The following is a 19,719-nucleotide window of genomic DNA, read 5'->3' on the forward strand; positions in this document are numbered from 1 at the left end:
GGTTCGAAATAGAACCCGTTATCTTGGTTTGTCTGAAAACCATCATTTATTGAAGTTTGGTTTTGACGAGTCGGTCCCATAGTTCTTTCCAGGCAGAGCTGTTCTGAGCAAGAATATCCCAGTCAGGATTAATACCGTTACTCTGTGTTTCCACGGAGAAGGAAGGATCGTCTTTGTATTTGTCCGGAACGGCAGCAGTGGTGCTTGTTACCGGTGTACCTGTTGCTTCTGCATATTGTGACAGCGCCTCTGCGCTCAGCAGCTCGTTGATAATTTCGTTGGCTACACGTGTCTGCTCAGGTGTTGACCCCTTCACAACCTGAAGTGTGTATGGAAAGGAAATGGCTCCTTCGGTCGGATATGCTACAGCGAGTGGAGAACCGCCATCAATCCATGTCTGTGCAACCTGTGCACTAAAAGGAGCAATCAGAGCATCTCCCGACTCCAGAAGAGCCTTCAACTGGTCGTTGGATGCAACCAAAGTTCCGATCTGGTCACTGTGATCTGCCCAGAACTGGAATGCTGGTTCAGGATTTTCATACGATGCGCCAAGCTCCGGTCCTTTGACTGCAAGGAGTGGAGAAATATAGGAATAGAACATGTAGTCCCAGAGTGCCGTTTTCCCTTTGAATTCCTCGTTATCCCACAGATCATTCCAGCTTGTTGGCGGTGTTTTTACAAGGTCTTTGTTATAGACGAGCGCGAAGCTCGAAACTCCCCACACGACACCCTTATTGTCAGGCTTGTGGAACTGCTCCGGGATATCCTTGATATTGGTCACGATGCTTGTGTCCAGTGGCTCCCACATATCATCGTTCAAACCTTTTGCCGTCGCATCTGCGTTGAAGTACCCAAAGTTGACAACTGGATTGTTGGGATCAGCTTGCTTGCCAGCGACCATTTTCGGATACATCACTGCGTTGGATGATTCCTCAAAGGTAACTTCGACGTTTGGATGCTCTTTGACGTAATTTGCAACCACTTCTTTTGGAACGACATCCTGATTGGAACCAGCCCAGATAAACATAGTCAGTTTAACCTTGTCTCCGCTTCCTCCTGAAGAATCGGTCCCTCCTGCTGTATTGCTGGAGCTACTTGCTCCACCGCATGCAGAGAGAACCAGTGTACCGGCCAGTGTCAGTGAGGCGAGGCTGAGAAAGCGTTTCTTGTTTGATTTAAACATGAGAATTTCCCCCATCGATTTAGTTGGTTTTATGAATGTGACAAAATTCAATTCGTTTTTCCTTCATGTACCTAATCAATGCAATCCTATTTTCTGACGCAATCCTTCCATAATGCCTGATATCTCATGTGGAGATACGGATACGGAAGCGGTTTGCTTCTCCTCCACGACACCCATGGTCTGACGCTTCAGGTAGTCTCTGAGTGCCAGCGGAACATTCAGCAGTGCCTGATTCAGCGATACTTGCATCTCGTCAGTCCATATCGCCTCGAACTGTTTCCTTGTCCAGCCATAATCGAATTCTTCCTGCTGCCGTTCCCGCTTGGCCCGCAACTGTCTGGTCTCGCTCACGTTCAGGTTAAGGCCTTCTATGACTACACCATACAGTTCAAGAGCTTTTTTAGTGGATACCAGTCCTCTTCTAACATCCTCAAGAACCAGCAGTGGATCTCTATCAAATGGATCGCCGTATCCACCTCCGCCCTGTGACAGGAACGTCACCGTCTCTCCGGGTTGGAGCAGCAACTCATCAATTCTTCCCAGCTGATGTTCACTTGCACGTCCAGCATTGAGAATCGCTTCCCCATGGGTACCAACACCTCCGCCAAGCCTGCCCCACGGATGAAACTCCATACGCTCCATATTTCTGGCGGTCATTACGGTATCTGGTGTAAGAATTTTGACGCACAGGTCGATTCCGCTTCCACCACGGAAGGTTCCCGCACCAGCGGAATCAGCACGAAGGCCATAATGCTCTATGAGCACAGGCATTTCGGATTCCACTGTTTCCGCAGGAATGTTTCGAAGATGACCCACGGCAAAATCCATGCCATCAATCCCGTCTTTCATCGGTCTTGCTCCTGAACCGCCACATATCGGCTGGATCACGCCAACCTTTTTCTTGCCATCTGACGCATCTGTCATCGCCATCATAACGATGCATGCCTGTCCGGCCCCTGCGGCGGGAACCTTACTTGCCTGAGCTTTGCTGAGAGCGCCTGTGATGACATCCATTAGCCGAATAAAGGTAGCTGCTCGTGCCCCAACTGCTGCCATCGGCTCCGGGTTGAGAACTGAAGCAGGTGGTGCGTAGTTTCGAACCATGCGAATCATGCCCGAATTCCATGGAATCGTTGGATCGAGCGTACGGAAATAACGAATGAGTGCGGGAACCAACATGTAATGCCCCTGCTGATTGTGGGTAGGAATATTGAACGAAGCTCTGACCTGAGGGTCGGTTCCGCTAAAGTCCAGATGAATATCACTGCCAGCGATTGTCATTTTGCAGCGCAATCGGATGGGATAACCGCCAGGACCTTTCTCCAGATAGTCCCAGAACTCATACGAACCATCCGGGATCTCCTGTACGATGGCGCGGGCCTTCAACTCAGCGTATTCCAGTAAATGCTCAATACCCTGCTGAATTCGCTCTACACCGTAGCGGCCGATAAGCTCTTCTATTCGCTGCTCCCCCCGATTCAAGGCTGCCATCAGTGCCTTGAGATCACCGAGGTTTTGCTCCGGAATGCGGCTATTGTCCAGAAACATACGGAGTATTTGCTCATTAAGAACGCCTGCTTCATACAGCTTGACTGGAGCAATACGAATGCCTTCCATATGAATATCGTAGGCGCTTGGAGATACACTCCCCGGTACCTTACCACCTACATCGGAGGAATGAACGAAGCACATGCCGTATGCGATGATTTCTCCTTTGTGAAAGTAGGGCTTGATCAGATGAACATCCGGTAGATGTGTCACCATGCCTTTGGTGGAATAAGGATCATTACAGATGACTAGATCGCCTTCCTTCCAATCTGTAATGCTGTTTATGGTCGCCGCTGCGGGGATGCCAAGGGACAGATTGTAACCCGTCTCCAATGGAGACCCAAACGTTTCCCCCGATGGTGACAAGAGGTAGGTTCCAAAATCGCCTGTTTCTTTAACAAACGCGGTGAATCCCGTACGCAGCACAACATTGGCCATTTCCTCCACCGCAGCCTGGATCCGGTTGTTGAAAATTTCAAGAAAAACCTTATCGCCAATCATTGCTCCACCTCCCCAATCACATTCCCGTAACCATCCCGGTATACCGTAAAGCCAGGCGGGATGAAAATGGTTGTATCATATTCCTCCACAATAATGGGCCCAAGAATGGGCATATCCAGTGGGATCTGTCCCCTTTTTAGAACTTTTGCTGTTCGCTGTTCGTGGTCAAAAGTAATGATCCGTTCTTCTGCTTCACTCTCATCGAATGGCAACTCTGCCGGAGAAGCCGTGCTTTGGGTAGGCAGAATGCCAACAATGGTCGCCCTCAGACTAACAAACATCACATCAGCTTCAGGCTGGCTGATGCCAAACACATTTTGGTAGTACATATGAAATTTGTTCCTTGCTTTCTCAGGATCGGCGATTTCTCCGGATGTGAGCGTAACCTCCAAATCAAAGGCCTGACCTTCGTAACGCATGTCGGCGCTGTATAAACAATAGATGTGTTCTAGTTTCACTCCGCCGCGAGCTTCCTCCTCAACCCAACTACGGCCTTGATCCTCCAATCTGGTGTATAGATTCGATAACTCACCAGGCTCAAGCGTGTGACTGCTTTTGTGCAAGGTATGAACGAAGTCATTGCGAAGGTTGGCAACGGTGCAACCCATGGCACAAAGTGTTCCTGGAGATGGCGGGATCAGCACTCGGCGGATGCCTACTTCACGCGCCATGAGAAAAGCATGCATCGGCCCAGCTCCACCATAGGCGAGCAGCGTAAAGTCACGGGGATCAACACCTTTGCGTGCCATGAGCGGAGAGAACTGGGCATACATATTGGCGGTGGCCACATCAAGAATGGCCTGTGCAGTTTGCGTGGGACTTAGTCCAAGACGTTCGCCAAGATTGCCTAGAGCACGTTCTGCAAGCTCGGGATAGAGACGCATCTGTCCGCCAAGGAAGCGATCAGCCTGCAAAATGCCCAGTTGCAGATAGGCATCCGTGGTTGTTGGCTCTTCTCCCCCACGGTGATAGGAGGCTGGACCCGGATTGGCTCCTGCGCTTCGTGGTCCCACCTTGAGTACACCTACGGAATCAAGCCAGGCAATCGAGCCCCCACCCGCTCCAATCGCGGTTACATCGACAGCGGGAATGATAACTGGAAAATCCCCAACCTTATTCTCGGTAGAATAGGTAGGCTCTTTATCAATGAGCGCAACATCAACGCTTGTCCCGCCCATGTCGAACGTGATGACTTGATGAATGCCTGCCTGTTCGGCAATATGGGTTGCGGCGATTACGCCTGAAGCAGGTCCGGACAGAAGAGTACGGACAGGCTCTTTGGCTGCTCTGGCCGCCGTCATGATTCCACCATTGGACATCGTGGATAGCAGATTGGCTCTCAAACCGTAAGCGCCAATTCCTTCTTGCAGACGCAGAAAGTATGATCCCATGCGTTCCCCAACATATGCATTCATGGCTGTCGCGAGTGTACGTTCGAATTCACGCTGCTGCGGCCAAATGGCACTGCTTCTGCAGAGAAACAGGTGCGGATGACGTTCCCTGATTAACTCTTCCGCGAGCTGTTCATGAGAAGGATTGACATAAGCGTGCAAGAAACTGATCGCCAAGGCTGTAACCCCCTCTTCCACCAGCTCGTCTACCGCTTGAAGCAGTTGTTCCTGATCCAGTGGTTGAAGTATGCTACCGCTCGCAAGCGCTCGCTCATCCACTTCCTTAACGAGATGTCTCGGAACAAGCGCATCGGTCTTGTCACCATACAGATTGGTAGTATCCTCGAGTCGTAGCCTCCGAATCTCGAGAATATCTCGGAACCCTTTGGTGACCAACAGACCTGTAACTGTGCCGTTACGCTCAATTAGGGTGTTAACACCAAGCGTTGTTCCGTGTACAAACAGATCGATCTCCTGAAGATCCACTCCACCCGCCTTTAGCTGATCAAGTGCATTAAAAATCGCCTGTTCCGGAGCTACTGCAATCGATGGCGTCTTCAGTGCCGCAATCACCCTGCCATGATTGTCCATAACCAGGGCATCCGTGAATGTGCCTCCGATATCTATACCTAATCGATAAATTGTTTTCACAAGCTCAACTCCTTTATCACCGGGCCTCATCCGAAGCTATATTAAGGTTCTGCATAGCAAAATATCGTTTAACATCCTCAATCATCTGGTTAATATGATTCACCATTGCCGCTTCAGCCTGTTCCGGGGAGCCCGCTGCTACTGCCTCCAGAATCCGCTGATGGTCCACAACCAGTTCACTTCCTACTCTTTGCCTAATATAGGCTGTTTCCAGGAAATCACGGCTTGTCTCCCAGACCAGTTCAACCGCATGCAGCAGAATCTGGTTTTGAGCCGCATAAGCCAGCAGCCTGTGAAATTCCCGGTCCTCCTCGTAAGGAATAATATTCTGGGAAAGCAATTGATGCTGTGTAGCGATAGAGGCTTCCAGTAGCAATATGTATTCTTTTGAGGCTCGTTGTGCTGCAAGGGAAGCAATTTCCCGTTCCAGAGCCCTTCTGGCTACAAGGACATCGAGCAGAGCCTTTTCACCGGAATGGTTCAGCATCTGAATGAGCTGGGAATTCACACTTTTTTGCTGTAAATCCTTCTCCAGAATCTTGATTCGCTCCAGCCCTTGTTCGGTCAGAACCCTTCCCTTCCGTCCCTCCAGTATCGTGAAACCTTCAACGTCCATCTCCATAAGTCTTCTTCCGATTGTAGCCTGACTTAGACCATACGTTTTGCCCAGGGTATGAACCAACGTGCTGGCCCCGATGGGAGCGCTCGCGTCCCGAAGCTGCTTCAGCAGTTCGTATTCCAACTCCAATTCGTTTAGCTCAGGACCCACTAAATTCACTCCTCATATATATATAATTGTATTTCTTTTTTGTTGTTACTCACTGATGATTAACGAAAGTATAACTTCAATCGACAATAATTTCAATAATTCTTACCTAATTACTATGTATTATTTTTTCCGACCATGTACTCCCCGTTTGATCCAAAATAAAAAAAGAGCAATTCACATCCTGTATCCCAGATTTTTTTCTGGAGGACGTAATCTGCTCTTTGTTGAGATAACCTTAAACTTCGTTTAATTATAAATATTCATTTACGACTTGAGTTGTTGCAGTAGTTGTACACGGTAGGCTTCACTTTCAAGAGATTGGATTTCCTTGTATTCTTCCGCGGTAAGTACTTTAGGCTCCCCTGCAGCCTTGGCGATCATGTACACCTTGGCGCTTTCCTCAACCACTTGAGTGCGGTAGTAGGCTTCACGCAGGTTTTTACCTGTCGTGACCAATCCGTGGTTAACCAGAATAAGCGCTGTGTGTTCTTCAACCTTGGCAGCCACCGCATCAGCAAGAAGTTTGGTTGTGGGCAGAACATAAGGGACAAAGCCAATATCTCCCACCAGTGCCGACTGATCAGGGAACAAATGAGGCAATTCATCGAAAACAAGACTCAGGGCAATGGTGTATGCCGGATGTGTATGCACAATGGCTTGAATGTCAGGATTGACCCGATAGCTATACAGATGCATCAACACCTCGGAGGAAGGGCGTGTCGATCCGGCACGTGTATCTCCTGTCGCAATATCAATCGCGATCCATTCGTCAGGCTCCAGATCCTCTAGTGCGTATCCACTCGGCGAAAGAAGCATCGTTCCTTCAAAACGTGCGCTCAGATTTCCCCCAGGTCCAACCACTAGTCCTTGAGCAACCGCTCTGCGGGCATATTTGGTCAACTCTTCCCTTACCTGTTGTTCAGACATGTTCTGCTCCACTCCTTTGATTTTTCTTTTTAAGCAATTTACAAAATGCTTATCTAATTGGTTTTGCTTGCCAATGTTTGATTCAAGTTTTGGTATCTTACGTAGGCTTCCTGCCACTTTGCGCTATCTTCTGGCTCATAGGTTTCGGGAGAAAAGGAAGAAGCCATAACTTCTCGCACCTCGGACAAGCTGCTCACTTCGCCATGTGCCAGGAATTGCAGCATGCAATTTCCGGCTGAAGTTGCCTCGGCAGGACCCGCTATCACCGGAATCCCTGCTGCATTCGCCGTAAATTGGCACAATAAGCGATTATGCACACCACCACCGACCATATGAATCACCCGTGGCCGGGTGCCTGTAACTAGCTCCAGTTCATCTAAAGTCTGCCTGAACTCCAGTGCCAAACTTTCGAGAATGCAACGCACAATGGCTCCGGTCGTTTCGGGTATTGCTTGCCCGCTGGCACTGCACTGTTGCCGGATTCGCAATGGCATGTCACCAGGAGCCAAATACACTCCATCACCGGGCAATACATAACATTGATGTGCGGTTGCCGAAGCAGCGAGTTGGACCAATTCCTCATGGGTAAAACGTTGATTCTCCCGTTCCCACTGCCGTTTGCACTCCTGCAATAACCACAGGCCTGAGCGATTCTTCAAGGTTCGCACTTTGCCATTTACCGTGCCCTCATTGGTAAACCCTAGTTGAAGGCTACGATTATCCAATACAGGACGTTCGCGTTCCACCCCCATGAGTGACCAGGTACCACAACTAATAAAGGCAAATTCCGAATCTGTCGCAGGAATGGCTGCTAATGCAGAAGCTGTATCATGTGAACCTACAGATATCACTTGCATCGGTCCAGTCTTCAACTCTGCACACAAGTCATCCGTTAACTGCCCCAGTACCGTGCCTGGTTGTACGAGAGGTGGAAATAACGTCTCCGGAATACCCAGTCGCCCAATCAATTGTTCATTCCAACGGACCTCTCCGGCATGCAATAGTCCGCTTGTACTGGCAATTGTGTACTCGCAGGCCTGCTGACCAGATAGATAATAGTTAAATAAATCTGGCATCAATAACATGCGTACATCTGGCCGCAAACCTTCCGAGTGCTCACGCACACTTCCAAGCAGTTGAAATACGGTGTTTATTTGTTGTGGCAAGACACCGGACATGGAATATAGCTCTTCTTCATTTACCATGCGCAGGGCTTCTTCCATCCACTTCGCATTACGTGATTCCCGGTAATGGCGGGGATTGAAGCATAATCTTCCCTCTCCGTCCACTAATCCATAGTCGACTCCCCACGTATCCACAGCAATGGAACGGACTGGTTGGGAGATGCCTTGCATGCCCTTTGCAATCCCTTGTTTCAGTTCGTGGAAAAGTCGCAGGAAATCCCAGTACAATCCATCCCCCAGGAGTACAGGATCGTTACTGAATCGATGCACTTCCTCTAACGAAAGCTTGCTCCCGTCAAAAGTCCCACGGACCACTCGGCCGCTCCCGGCGCCGTAATCGGCAGCAAGCACATGTGTTGCTTGAGTTCCCATCTCTCATGCCTCCTTCGCTTCCGCGACAAGCCGTTTGGATGTTAACGATACAACGGTCCAAAGACGCTGCATGCGCGGTAATCGGCACTCTCCGGTTCACTTGTGCCGAACAGTCCCCAAGCACGTGGACGGAAAATCTCGGATTCCGGTACATTATGCATACTCACCGGGATACGAAGCATGGAGGCCAGTGTCAGCAAATCCGCTCCGATATGTCCATAAGAGATCGAGCCATGGTTCGCGCCCCATTGATTCATCACTTCATAGACCGAAGTAAAAGCCCCTGATCCCGTCAGAACAGGTGCAAACCAGGTGGATGGCCATGTCGGATCTGTCCGTTGATCCAGCGTATCATGCACATCCTCAGGCAGATCGACGGTGTAACCTTGAGCCACTTGCAGTACCGGACCTAGTCCTTTGACCAAATTGAGACGTGTCATCGTAACAGGCATGCCGCCCTTGGTCAGGAAATCAGCGGAATAGCCGCCGCCCCGGAAATATTCTACGGATGCCGGCCGCCATGAGGTGGCTTTCAGGCAGTCTTGAACATCTTCGTCTGTAATTTCCCAGAAAGGCTTGAGCACAGGCTCACCTGCTCTTGATTGTTGCCCTGTACCATCCAAAGCAGCTGAACCGGAGTTGATCAAATGCAGAATACCATCTTTTGCATTTCCTTCCAACTGGTGCCCTGTCACGCGTTTTACTGAATCCGGGCTCCAATAGGTGCGTACATCTGCGAAGATCTGCGCGGTATGTGTAAGTAGGGAACCAAATAACATCGACACACCATTCAGACTGTCATTCTCTGTTGCCACCAGATAAGGAGAGCGTTTGCCGTTCCAGTCAAAGGAAGAATTCAGGATGGATTCCAGAAAATCTCCGTTGGGTGAATGATCCGTCCACTGTCGTTGTCCCTGAAACCCGGAGACAATCGCGTGATGGCCCATGGATTCCTCAGTGAATCCCAGCTCCGCCAGCTTCGGATTGCCTGCCATCAGGTCACGTACGATCTGCGTCATTTTCACAACCGTTTCCCATTCATACTCTTTACGTTTGCGATCTGTCTGCAGATGGGCAGGATTATTATCCGCTCCTTCACTACAGTTCTCCTTCACCCAAGCTAGCGCCAACTTATACTCCTCAGGATCATAGATTTCTTCTTCTATACGACGAGTCAGTTCACTCATATCCACATATTCGTTCCGCATGCCCAGATACTCCTGGAAAAAGGAATCGTTCACGATGGAGCCGGCAATACCCATGGATACCGAGCCGATGGACAGATAAGCACGTCCCTTCATGGTTGCAGCGGCAAGACCCGCACGGCTGAAGCGCAGCAATTTCTCGCGAACGTCATCAGGAATCGTCGTATCTCCACCATCCTGAACATCCTCGCCATAGATACCAAAAGCGGGAATCCCCTTCTGTGCATGTGCTGAAAGTACTGCTGCCAGATATACTGCACCCGGACGTTCAGTTCCGTTAAAACCCCAAATCGCCGTTGGAATGGATGGAGACATATCCATCGTTTCGGTTCCATAACACCAGCAAGGTGTAACTGTAATGGTCACACCCACATTGGAGCGACTGAATAGCTCCGCTGCTGCCGCTGCTTCGTTCACCCCGCCAATACAGGACTCGGCAACGACGCATTCTACCGGCGAACCATCGGGATACCGAAGTTCTGCTGCGAGCAGCTGAGCAACGGAAGTTGCCATGCGCATCGTCTGCTCTTCCAATGATTCACGAACGCCCTTGCGTCTGCCGTCAATTGTGGGACGAATACCAATCTTGGGAAATGCCTGTTTATAACGATAATCCTGATGTGTCATACTAAAACGTCCTCCTTCAATGGTTTCATAGAATAGGTACGAATTACTTGTGACTTGTCTCTGTGTAGTTTGTTAAGGCAGATTAGGGATTCTGTTCCTTCTGTTCACCGATACCCGAGGTAACACACTACCATTTCATGCCAATGGTCAATTCTTTTTCTTGTAATGAATGCGTTTACAAATATTTATTTTAAAAAAAACGCTCTATTATTATTGGCTCCGTTCTACTGCCCTGTTATGAAGTATGAAGGAAGCGATGTGAGCAAAAATGAAGAGCGGTTAGACTGAAATAAATCAACTTTTTTTGTGATCAGGGTTATCGGTAACCCTAAGATAGCATGAGCCTATGTTGCTGTCAATCGGCATTATCCTATAGAATGGAAAGACTATGTTGCGGAAAGGTTAGATCCTATTGATTACCATTTATGATATTGCCAAAAAAGCCAACGTCTCCGCTATGACTGTCTCCAAAGTCATTAATCAAACAGGCCGCATCAGCCCGGCGACGCGCGAGCGTGTACAACAGGTCATCGAAGAACTTGGTTACATACCCAACTCGAATGCGCGCAGTCTTGTCCTGCAACGAACTCAGATGCTGTCATTGTTGATTACGGATATTACCAACCCCTTCTATACTACGCTGGCCCGAGGAGCGGAGGACGCTGCCAATCTGCGTGGTTACCGCCTTTTGTTCAGCAATAGCGACGAGGATTATGACAAGGAAAAAAATTATGTGGAAACCATTCTGTCTACCCGGGTCGATGGTGTATTGTTTGCACCTGCAGGGGACCGCTCGCTGAATCACTTGAAGCAGTTGCAAGAACGTAACATTCCGTTTGTTATTTTGGACCGTACTGTCCCGGGAATCACATCCGACGTTATCGCTGGGGACAGCCGAGATGGGGCGCTTCAATTGATTCGATATCTGAGGAATCTGGGACATCGCTGCATTGCTCTGGTTAATGGTTCTTCCGAGGTTTCGACAGCGCGGCTGCGAGAAGAAGGATACATGGAGGGAATCCGGGAAGCTGACCTGCCCTTTGATGAAGATTTAATCCTTCGAACAGGCTACCGGGATTTCAGCGATGAAGTGGGTATCGATAGTTTGCTTGCACATGAGCACAAACCCACAGCCATATTTGCAGCAAACAACATGCTCGCCATTGGCGTCATTCGACTTTTACGTAAACGGGGGCTGCGTGTGCCTGAAGATATCTCGGTCGTCTGTTTTGATGATCTCGATCTGGCTTCTGCCTTTGATCCCTTTCTCACGGTTGCTGCACAGCCTGCCTATGATTTCGGTGCAATCGGCATGCAGATGCTGATTGACCGAATTGAAGGTAAGGCTCCTGAGGAACCACAGACCGTCATTATGCCATCTGAGCTGCGTATTCGCGCTTCGGCCTCTGTACCTTGCGAATAAAGAGGAAAATCATTCGAAGATCAACCCTGACTTGAGAGAAACTGTTTTGTTGAAGTAAATACACAAAAAGAACGCAGCGGAGAATATCTCTCTGATTGCGTCCTTTTTTATGAAATGTACCTCTTGTATATGGAATCTAGCCCTCGGATTGAAGAGCCAAAGCGACTTCCCGAACCAGACCCGGAAACCAATCCATTAATGCTTCAAACGTATATCCCGCCTGCTCTGCTTTGGATGTATCCATTGTCCAGGATTCCGAAATTCCAAAGGGTGACATGTCTTCTTTGATCGTTTCGGTCAGTACCTGTGATTGCATGCCAGTTACCGTTTCGATTAGATGCATCATGGCGGAAAGTGTTATCGTCCCTTTGGACGCTGCATTTACAGGTCCTGTAATGGATGAATGTCCGAGCCAAGCGAGAAATCTCGCGGCTTCGGTGGAATTGATAAATCCAATTTCAGCATTCGGATTGGGCATGCCGATAGGTTTTCCTTTTTGCACATGTTCAATATGAAAATGAAGTCTTCGCGTGTAATCATCAATCCCGAGTACAATTGGTATGCGCATCGCCGCCACCGGGAAATCCGCTTCCTGGAAAAACACAGCTTCCGCTAGACGTTTACCCTCGCCGTAGGAGAAATCTTCGTGGCTTCCGTATTGCACCGGGTAGGTGTACGGATCGAAATCGGCTTCGGTGAATCCCGGTTTGGGATCTCCATATACAGAAAGTGTTGATGTCAAAATGTACCTTTCGGTACGTCCCGCAAAAGCTTCGCAAGCCGACTTCGCCGCATCCGGCGAGTAACAGATGTTGTCATAGACAATATCCCACATGTCGGTCTGTGCAACCTCGGCAAGAGATTTCGGGTCTTCACGATCCATTTTAATCCGGTTGACCTCAGGCCCAAAGTCTACATCCGTTTTGCCACGAGTTGCGACGGTGATCTGAGACTTTCCTTCCCACAGCAAATGATCAACCAGACGTTTGCCGAAGAACCGTGTCCCACCAAGTATAAGTACTTTTTTCATCCGATAAAACCTCCTAACCTGTTATGTTCATGCGTATCATTATTAAAACCTTCATGAATGAAGTGCTGTTGCAATTCAGGTATTTTTACCGAGATTTCACAATATGGAGCATTGTGTCTGCTCCCCGCTGGAATTCGTATGAAGTTTTCTCTTCAGATGTAATATATCCGCGTTCTTCCAGTATAGCCTTTAGTTCATCCATGTGCTCATAACGTCTCCCGGACAAGTCTACCGTAGGAAAAATCCGCAGCTCCCGCTTGGTCACACGCAACAGCTCAAAGATTGTCTGTAGATGGAATTCCGCATCCAGGCGATCTGCATACGTAAACAGGAAATGCGCAGACAATGTCAGATCAAACTGTTCATCGGCAAAAGGTAACTCTGGCAGTACAGCAGCCTCATAAGAGTCAGGGAAACATCTCATATCCGCTACACAGTCGGTGATTGCACGTCTACGTTCTTCTTTCAAGCCATGAATCGAACCGAAATCATCCCATCTATATTTGTCTTGTACTTGTTCCATTTGTTTCATCGTATGTTCAATATCCTGAAGTCCCTTCACTTCCAGTTGTCCGATCTCATGTTCATAAGCAATATCCGCTGCCATGGGATCTGCACCCCACTCCCGCGATTGACTACTGAATGAACAAGCCCCGCCCGGACAATCGAGAATAGACTTACCCTTAATATCTTCCACGGTCAGGTTGAACATCTTCATATATTCCTCGAAGGTTCGCCCGATAAAAATAATCTGTGCCAGCTCCAGCCCGGCTACTCTGCTCTTCTGCTCATCTCTGCTCATCTCGTCTCAGCTCACTTTCAGAATTAATCGTTAGGAAAAACAAGACCGATCTGCTGTCGGATCTGATCCATCACCTGCATGGTAATATAGGAACGTTCATACGTGTTCATGTCCGATTCCTTTTTGCCCTGCTGAATCAGATTGACAAACTCCTCCACCTCATAATACATTGACGGATGAATTTGTTCGGCAGTGAGTTTTTCCACCGTACCATCATTGTAGCGTATCTCTGCATGTTCGGGTGAACCAATTTTGTCAATGAGGATGCTGCCGCTTTCGCCCATAATTTCGCTTGGAACATGAGAATTGGAGATTTTGGAGTACGACACTACCGCTTCCATTTGATCATAATTCAGAATGACACTGCCTTGTCCATCTACTCCCGATTCCAGCATCATCGCCTGAGAGTGAACTTGTTTAGGCTCGCCGAACAGCGTAATTAAAGGATAGAGACAATACACCCCAAGATCCATTAACGCTCCGTTAGCAAGATCGGGTTTGAACGCATTCAGGACGATTCCTTCCTTATACTTGTCGTACCGTGAAGAGTACTGGCAGTAACTCGCAACATATTTACGTACCGGGCCAATTTTATGTAGGTGAGATTGTACCATTTTGAACGAGGGAACAAGGGTCGATTTCATGGCCTCCATAAGCAAAACTCCATGTTCTTTCGCTGTATCAATCATACGACGGACCTCTGCCCCATTGGCAGCCAAAGGCTTCTCGCACAGTACATGTTTGCCGTTTCTCAGAAACAACTCTGCCTGCTCGGCATGAAAGGTATTCGGTGTAGCAATGTACACGGCATCAAGACCATCACTCGTCGCCATCTCTTCCAGGTTGGTGAATCGAAGTGCAGCCTGATATTGATCTGCAAACGCATTAGCTTTATCTTCAGTTCTTGAGTATACGGCGGTCAATTCGAATCCTTCGACTTGTGCAGCAGCCTCAAGAAGTCTCTCTGTAATCCAATTGGTACCTACCACTCCAAAACGAACCATTCAATCTACCTCTTTCGTAAATAAATTTCACAATTATACAGCTTGCCATCCTGTACATTGTAGCCTATATTTCAATCAGATTGAAGGGATGTCCATTTCCAACATATTGATATCTTGCTTTTTTGTTTGAAACTTCGTGGATCTCGATAAATCAGGGGTATAATGAGACTTGAGGTGATTCTTTTGGACAGTCACAACCCCTATCACAAAGATTCAGACCCTATAGATGACAAAAAGTGGAATGCCATTATCCACAACGACAGCAGCTTTGATGGAAAATTCTATTACGGTGTCAAAACAACAGGCATCTTTTGCCGACCTTCCTGCAAGTCGAAAACACCCAAATATGAGAATGTCTCTATATTTAACAACCCTGAAGAAGCATTGGCTCTACATTTCCGTCCATGCAAACGGTGCAAACCAACAGGCGAGCGTGTCCCCGATCAGGAATGGATTTCTGTTGTAACAGACTATATTGAACATCATTTTGCCGAGCCCCTTACACTTGATATTCTTGCAAATGTGAGTCACGGTAGCCCATATCATCTGCATCGGGTGTTCAAACGGATTATTGGTCTAACTCCGGTGGAGTATATTCAGGAAAAAAGAGTAAATGAAGCCCGGAAATTGCTAGAAAGCACTGAACTAACCGTCACCGATATCGCTCGACTGGTCGGCATAGCCAATCCGGCGTATTTTATTACTGTATTTCGAAAACATACAGGAAGCACACCTGCCAATTATCGTGAACAAAGGCGTGATCAATTATGAAGACCAGCTTGGTATACAAAGTACCCAAAACATTGCTGAACAAAGGAACAGGATTTCTGAATGGATATACGCATACGCTGAATCCCTACACAGGCTGCGCTTTTGGCTGTTCCTACTGTTATGTAAGGCAAATGCCTGTATCTTTATTTCGCAAAGAGCCATGGGGCAGCTGGGTTGATGTGAAACAGGAAGCCGCCAATGTGTTTGCCAAGGAGCTTAAGCGTGCGAAATCGAAAGGTAAAGTCACTCTTTTTATGTCATCCAGTACAGACCCGTATCAGCCCGTAGAATATAAGGAGCAAATCACGCGTTCTTTACTTGAAGTCATGGCCCAGGATCCACCCGATTTTATATTGGTGCAGACCCGAAGTCCATTGGTGACCCGAGATATCGATCTGCTGCAAAAGTTGGGTGACCGGGTCCGGGTCAGCATGACCGTAGAAACGGATCTGGATGATATCCGCAAGCAGTTCAGTCCCGCAGCACCTCCAATCGCAGGCAGATTGCGTGCCCTTGAACAACTGCGAGATGCCGGTATACCCACACAGGCTACTATTGCGCCAGTATTACCCAGCAGCGAAAACTTTGCAGCCATCCTGAGGCCGCTTGTACAGCGTATATGCGTAGATGATTACTTCATGGGAGATGGAAGTGAAGGCAAACGAACCCGGAGACTTGGCATGCAGCCGCTTTACGAACAAGTGGACAGGGAAGATTGGTATAGTCCTGAGGCATACAAAATGGTAGTCGAGCGAATGAAGGCACATTTTGAGGAAGATGAAATCTGGATTAGCCAGGCCGGATTCGAACCCTAATCATGCCTTGATATAAAATAAATATAGCCCTGCTTCCCTCGCATCGGGAGTCAGGGCTATTCTTCTAACTTAATCGATTATTGATCGAGTGTGTACAATGGAAGATCTGCCGGCAGTGCAGCTGGTCGCTGACATGTGCTATCCATTTTATAAAAACTCTGTTCATCCGAAGAATCATGGAACGCCCACATTGCTTCAAGCACATGGTAGGCCAGCTCTCCACTTGCTCGGTGAGCGCGTCCACTGCCCACGGCATAAGCCATATCTGCAACACCGATGCCACGTGTATTCTCCTGATACCCTGGCAGAAGTGGTACCTCAGTCCATTCCTCATCACCTAGCAAACGGTACCGAACTGGACCACCGAATGTGTTTGGATCAGGAACCTGTAGGGTTCCATGAGTGCCGTATACTTCAATCGGTGGCAATACACTTCCGCCAAATACGTCAAAACTCGTAATCAGCGTGCCGATAGCTCCCTGCTCAAATTGCAATAATCCCGCTACATGCGTCGGAATTTCAACAGGAATGCTCTGACCCCGCTTTTTCTCACTCGTGATCGTCCGCTGTTCCATCGCTTTGCCCGTCATGCCAGCAATTGACTTGATTGGTCCCAGCAATTGTACGAGCGCAGTCAGATAATAAGGCCCCATATCAAACATAGGCCCGCCACCGGCTGCATAGTAGAACTCTGGATCTGGATGCCAATGCTCATGCCCACGGCTCATCATAAATGCGGTGGCTGCCACAGGTTTGCCAATGACACCATCCTCTACCACTTTGAGTGCCGTCTGGATACCTGAACCGAAGAACGTCTCTGGTGCACAGCCTACCAGCAGACCTTTACGCTTAGCCGTTTCCAGGACCGCCTGACCCTCTTCACGTGTAACAGCGAGTGGTTTTTCCACGTAGACATGTTTACCTGCTTCGAGCGATCGCAAACACACATCCGCATGAACGGCAGGAATCGTCAAATTGATAATTAGGTCGATGTCAGGGTCTGCCAAAATTTCATCAACCGTATATACGTTAGGAACATGATAAGCAGCTGCCTGCTCTTCAGCCCTTTTTCGGTCAAGATCCGCAACCGCAACAAGATCGAGAACCTCAAATCGGTGACAGTTTTCCATATAAATACCGCTGATTTTACCGCAGCCAATAATGCCTACTTTCATTGTTTTCATGCCTGGACTCCCTTCGTGTTCCCATTTGATATAGCGCTTCCATAAAAAACTCTAGACCGCTGTCATGTGGGTCAATGTATTTATTTCAACAAATATGAATTAGATTAACTTAGATTAAATTTATTATTAATGACTTTGGTTATCAGCCATTCCTGTGTAAACTTCAGACACTTCGTTCGAACGGCTCTGCGCAAGCGTCTTGCCCGCCGCAGTCCATTTGAAACCGCTACGCATCATTTCAGTAACTTGTTTCATCTCCACGATATCTGCATGGTGTCCGAGAGAATTGTAGAACACACGGCCTGCACCCCAGCGTTTGGTCCAAACAACCGGCATATCCACAGGGCCATTCGCTGCATGTGGACCGTTAACAATAGGAAAACGTGTTGTTGCCAGTACTTCCACAGCAGGATCCACGTGCAGGTAGTACTGTTCACTTTTCACCTGGAAATCTTCAATATGGTCCAATAGCGGACTGGATCCACGCTTCATATTTACCGTGTACTCCACACCGTCGTTCCCTGGATGCGCAACCCACTGTCCACCCGTCATGAACTGCCAGTCGACGTTGTTGCGGAACGCATCACACATCCCGCCATGAAGACCCGCAAGTCCCACGCCGCTCTGAACAGCTGCAGATACGTTATTGACCAGTTCCTGTTCAATCTGTCCCATTGTCCACAGCGGAACGATTAGATCCAGACCCAGCAGTTTCTCTGCATCCGCATAGGCTTCCAGTGTATCTGAAACTTCAACCTCAAATTGTTCTTCTTTCAAAATGCGTTCAAAAATCGCTGCTACCTGTTCTGGTTCATGTCCATCCCAGCCGCCCCATACGATTAGTGCTTTGCTCATCACCCATCACTCGCTTTCCGGTAGTAAAGTTATTGTCATTCTCTATTAAATCTTGTGCAAACTTAAGACCTCTCCGAGGTCAACCTCCTAGCTGCAATCCAGCTTATTTATGTCAAACGAGTGCCAACACGATGTCCACTTCACAATTCAGTGAGCGGCTCAATTCTTACATTTCTTCTAGCGGCACCCATCGGCGCTCTGTAACGGAACGTTCAACGGCTTCCAATACTGCTTGACAGGCAACACCATCATGGAAATTTGGCTCAGGCTGCCTTCCTTCCGAGATCGCAGTCACCAGTTCCAGCATTTCATGTGTGAACGTATGCTCGAATCCAATCGTATGTCCCGCAGGCCACCACGCCTCAGCATATTTATGTGCCGGATCGGTCGCCAGAACACGGCGGAAGCCCTGCACATCTTCATCGTCCTTTGTAAAATACACTTCCAGTTCATTCATCCGTTCAAAATCAAACCGGACGCTGCCCAGACTGCCGTTGATCTCAAAAGAGTTCGTACTACGATGGCCTGCTGCAAAGCGTGTAGCTTCGAAGCTTCCCAGTGCACCATTTGCAAATCGTGCCAGGAACAAAGTGGCGTCATCTACAGTCACTTCGCCCTTCGGAGCATCTGCATTCGAACTACCTTTGGCGCTAAGTCCGGTCATTTCCGATGCCAGCGGCCGCTCTTTAATGAACGTTTCACTCATCCCAATTACTTCCTTGAATTCACCTACCAGAAAACGTGCCAGATCAATCAGGTGTGCGCCAAGATCGCCATGCGAACCGGAACCTGCAACTTCTTTTTGCAGACGCCATACCAATGGGAACGAAGGGTCCATGATCCAATCTTGAAGGAAAAACGCTCGGAAATGATAGATTTTGCCCAGACGTCCGCTTTGCACCAACTCTTTGGCCAGCTGCACTGCTGGAGAGAAACGGTAGTTGAATCCGACCATGTGTGCAACCCCTGCTTCTTCAGCTGCCTGAAGCATTTCACGCGAATCAGCTAACGACAGAGCCAGCGGTTTTTCACAGAACAGATGTTTACCCTGGCGGGCGGCTTCCAGTGCGATCTCCTTATGGGCATCACTTGGAGCGTTGATATCGATTAGATCGATGTCATCACGGCGCACCAATTCGCGCCAGTCTGTTACACTTTCAGACCAGCCGAACTGACTGGCAGCCTCCTCAACTCCCTGCACGTTCCGTCCGCAGATTACAGACATCTCTGGCTGCAGCGGGGCAGACGGGAAAAACATCGGCAGACTGCGATATGCGTTGCTGTGGGCTTTTCCCATAAATTTGTATCCAACCATTCCGACACGAAGACGATTTGACATGGTCATTTCCTCCTTTGGGATAATGCTATACAGGTTGATCTAAATAGTATTTACACTTGCCACTCCGATGACAGAACAACCTTCTGATCGCTGTTACCCCCAGATTTTTTTGATATCCTTTTAGAAGGGAAAATCTGA

At 48.5% G+C, this 19,719-nt stretch carries 16 protein-coding genes; 3 read left to right on the forward strand and 13 right to left on the reverse strand.

Annotation, left to right across the window (positions count from 1 at the left end; genetic code table 11):
• Positions 1-46: 46 nt before the first annotated feature.
• The 7 genes from DC345_RS20440 to DC345_RS20470 all read right to left on the reverse strand — a co-directional run bounded on the left by DC345_RS20440 (position 47) and on the right by DC345_RS20470 (position 10,358).
• Positions 47-1,183, reverse strand: a complete 1,137-nt coding sequence (locus tag DC345_RS20440) for an ABC transporter substrate-binding protein (protein WP_113054653.1) — start codon at positions 1,181-1,183, stop codon at positions 47-49.
• 75 nt (positions 1,184-1,258) lie between these two features.
• Positions 1,259-3,232 carry a hydantoinase B/oxoprolinase family protein gene (locus DC345_RS20445; RefSeq protein ID WP_113054654.1) on the reverse strand — a complete coding sequence of 658 codons (1,974 nt, stop codon included), beginning with the start codon at positions 3,230-3,232 and terminating at the stop codon, positions 1,259-1,261.
• Positions 3,229-5,274 (reverse strand): hydantoinase/oxoprolinase family protein, encoded by a 2,046-nt coding sequence (locus DC345_RS20450; RefSeq protein ID WP_113054655.1) that lies wholly within the window; start codon positions 5,272-5,274, stop codon positions 3,229-3,231. Before DC345_RS20450 ends, DC345_RS20445 begins: the two co-directional genes overlap by 4 nt.
• 16 nt (positions 5,275-5,290) lie before the next feature.
• The gene (locus DC345_RS20455) at positions 5,291-6,043 is read right to left on the reverse strand and encodes a FadR/GntR family transcriptional regulator (protein WP_113054656.1); all 753 of its coding nucleotides are present in this window, start codon (positions 6,041-6,043) and stop codon (positions 5,291-5,293) included.
• 264 nt (positions 6,044-6,307) lie between these two features.
• Complete coding sequence (locus tag DC345_RS20460; protein WP_113054657.1) at positions 6,308-6,970, reverse strand: class II aldolase/adducin family protein; 663 nt, start codon at positions 6,968-6,970, stop codon at positions 6,308-6,310.
• 53 nt (positions 6,971-7,023) lie between these two features.
• The gene (locus DC345_RS20465) at positions 7,024-8,526 is read right to left on the reverse strand and encodes a rhamnulokinase (RefSeq protein ID WP_113054658.1); all 1,503 of its coding nucleotides are present in this window, start codon (positions 8,524-8,526) and stop codon (positions 7,024-7,026) included.
• Between the two features lie 41 nt (positions 8,527-8,567).
• Positions 8,568-10,358 (reverse strand): L-fucose isomerase, encoded by a 1,791-nt coding sequence (locus DC345_RS20470; protein ID WP_113054659.1) that lies wholly within the window; start codon positions 10,356-10,358, stop codon positions 8,568-8,570.
• Between the two features lie 412 nt (positions 10,359-10,770).
• Here DC345_RS20470 and DC345_RS20475 point away from each other — a divergent pair, with 412 nt between their 5' ends.
• On the forward strand, positions 10,771-11,781 hold the full coding sequence (locus tag DC345_RS20475; protein WP_113054660.1) for a LacI family DNA-binding transcriptional regulator: 1,011 nt from the start codon (positions 10,771-10,773) through the stop codon (positions 11,779-11,781).
• A gap of 136 nt (positions 11,782-11,917) precedes the next feature.
• On the opposite strand, the gene DC345_RS20480 is transcribed toward DC345_RS20475, so the two are convergent.
• The 3 genes from DC345_RS20480 to DC345_RS20490 form a co-directional block, all read right to left on the reverse strand.
• Entirely contained in the window at positions 11,918-12,811 is an 894-nt protein-coding gene (locus tag DC345_RS20480; RefSeq protein ID WP_113054661.1) for an NAD-dependent epimerase/dehydratase family protein, read from the reverse strand.
• Positions 12,812-12,896: 85 nt separating this feature from the next.
• Complete coding sequence (locus DC345_RS20485; protein ID WP_113054662.1) at positions 12,897-13,613, reverse strand: class I SAM-dependent methyltransferase; 717 nt, start codon at positions 13,611-13,613, stop codon at positions 12,897-12,899.
• A 23-nt stretch (positions 13,614-13,636) separates the two neighbouring features.
• The gene (locus DC345_RS20490; RefSeq protein WP_113054663.1) at positions 13,637-14,617 is read right to left on the reverse strand and encodes a Gfo/Idh/MocA family protein; all 981 of its coding nucleotides are present in this window, start codon (positions 14,615-14,617) and stop codon (positions 13,637-13,639) included.
• Between the two features lie 162 nt (positions 14,618-14,779).
• Between DC345_RS20490 and DC345_RS20495 the strand changes: the two genes are divergently transcribed.
• Complete coding sequence (locus DC345_RS20495) at positions 14,780-15,388, forward strand: bifunctional transcriptional activator/DNA repair enzyme AdaA (RefSeq protein ID WP_113054664.1); 609 nt, start codon at positions 14,780-14,782, stop codon at positions 15,386-15,388.
• Positions 15,385-16,203, forward strand: a complete 819-nt coding sequence (locus DC345_RS20500; protein WP_113054665.1) for an SPL family radical SAM protein — start codon at positions 15,385-15,387, stop codon at positions 16,201-16,203. The genes DC345_RS20495 and DC345_RS20500 overlap by 4 nt, the downstream gene beginning before the upstream one ends.
• A gap of 77 nt (positions 16,204-16,280) precedes the next feature.
• Here the strand turns inward: DC345_RS20500 and DC345_RS20505 are convergent, their stop codons facing one another.
• The 3 genes from DC345_RS20505 to DC345_RS20515 all read right to left on the reverse strand — a co-directional run bounded on the left by DC345_RS20505 (position 16,281) and on the right by DC345_RS20515 (position 19,581).
• Positions 16,281-17,387, reverse strand: a complete 1,107-nt coding sequence (locus DC345_RS20505) for a Gfo/Idh/MocA family protein (RefSeq protein WP_113054666.1) — start codon at positions 17,385-17,387, stop codon at positions 16,281-16,283.
• A 126-nt stretch (positions 17,388-17,513) separates the two neighbouring features.
• Complete coding sequence (locus DC345_RS20510; RefSeq protein ID WP_113054667.1) at positions 17,514-18,242, reverse strand: ThuA domain-containing protein; 729 nt, start codon at positions 18,240-18,242, stop codon at positions 17,514-17,516.
• A gap of 166 nt (positions 18,243-18,408) precedes the next feature.
• The gene (locus DC345_RS20515) at positions 18,409-19,581 is read right to left on the reverse strand and encodes a Gfo/Idh/MocA family protein (protein ID WP_113054668.1); all 1,173 of its coding nucleotides are present in this window, start codon (positions 19,579-19,581) and stop codon (positions 18,409-18,411) included.
• Positions 19,582-19,719 lie beyond the last annotated feature (138 nt).

The sequence above is a fragment of the Paenibacillus taichungensis genome, from assembly GCF_003287275.1.
GTDB classification, from domain to species: Bacteria; Bacillota; Bacilli; order Paenibacillales; family Paenibacillaceae; genus Paenibacillus; species Paenibacillus taichungensis_A.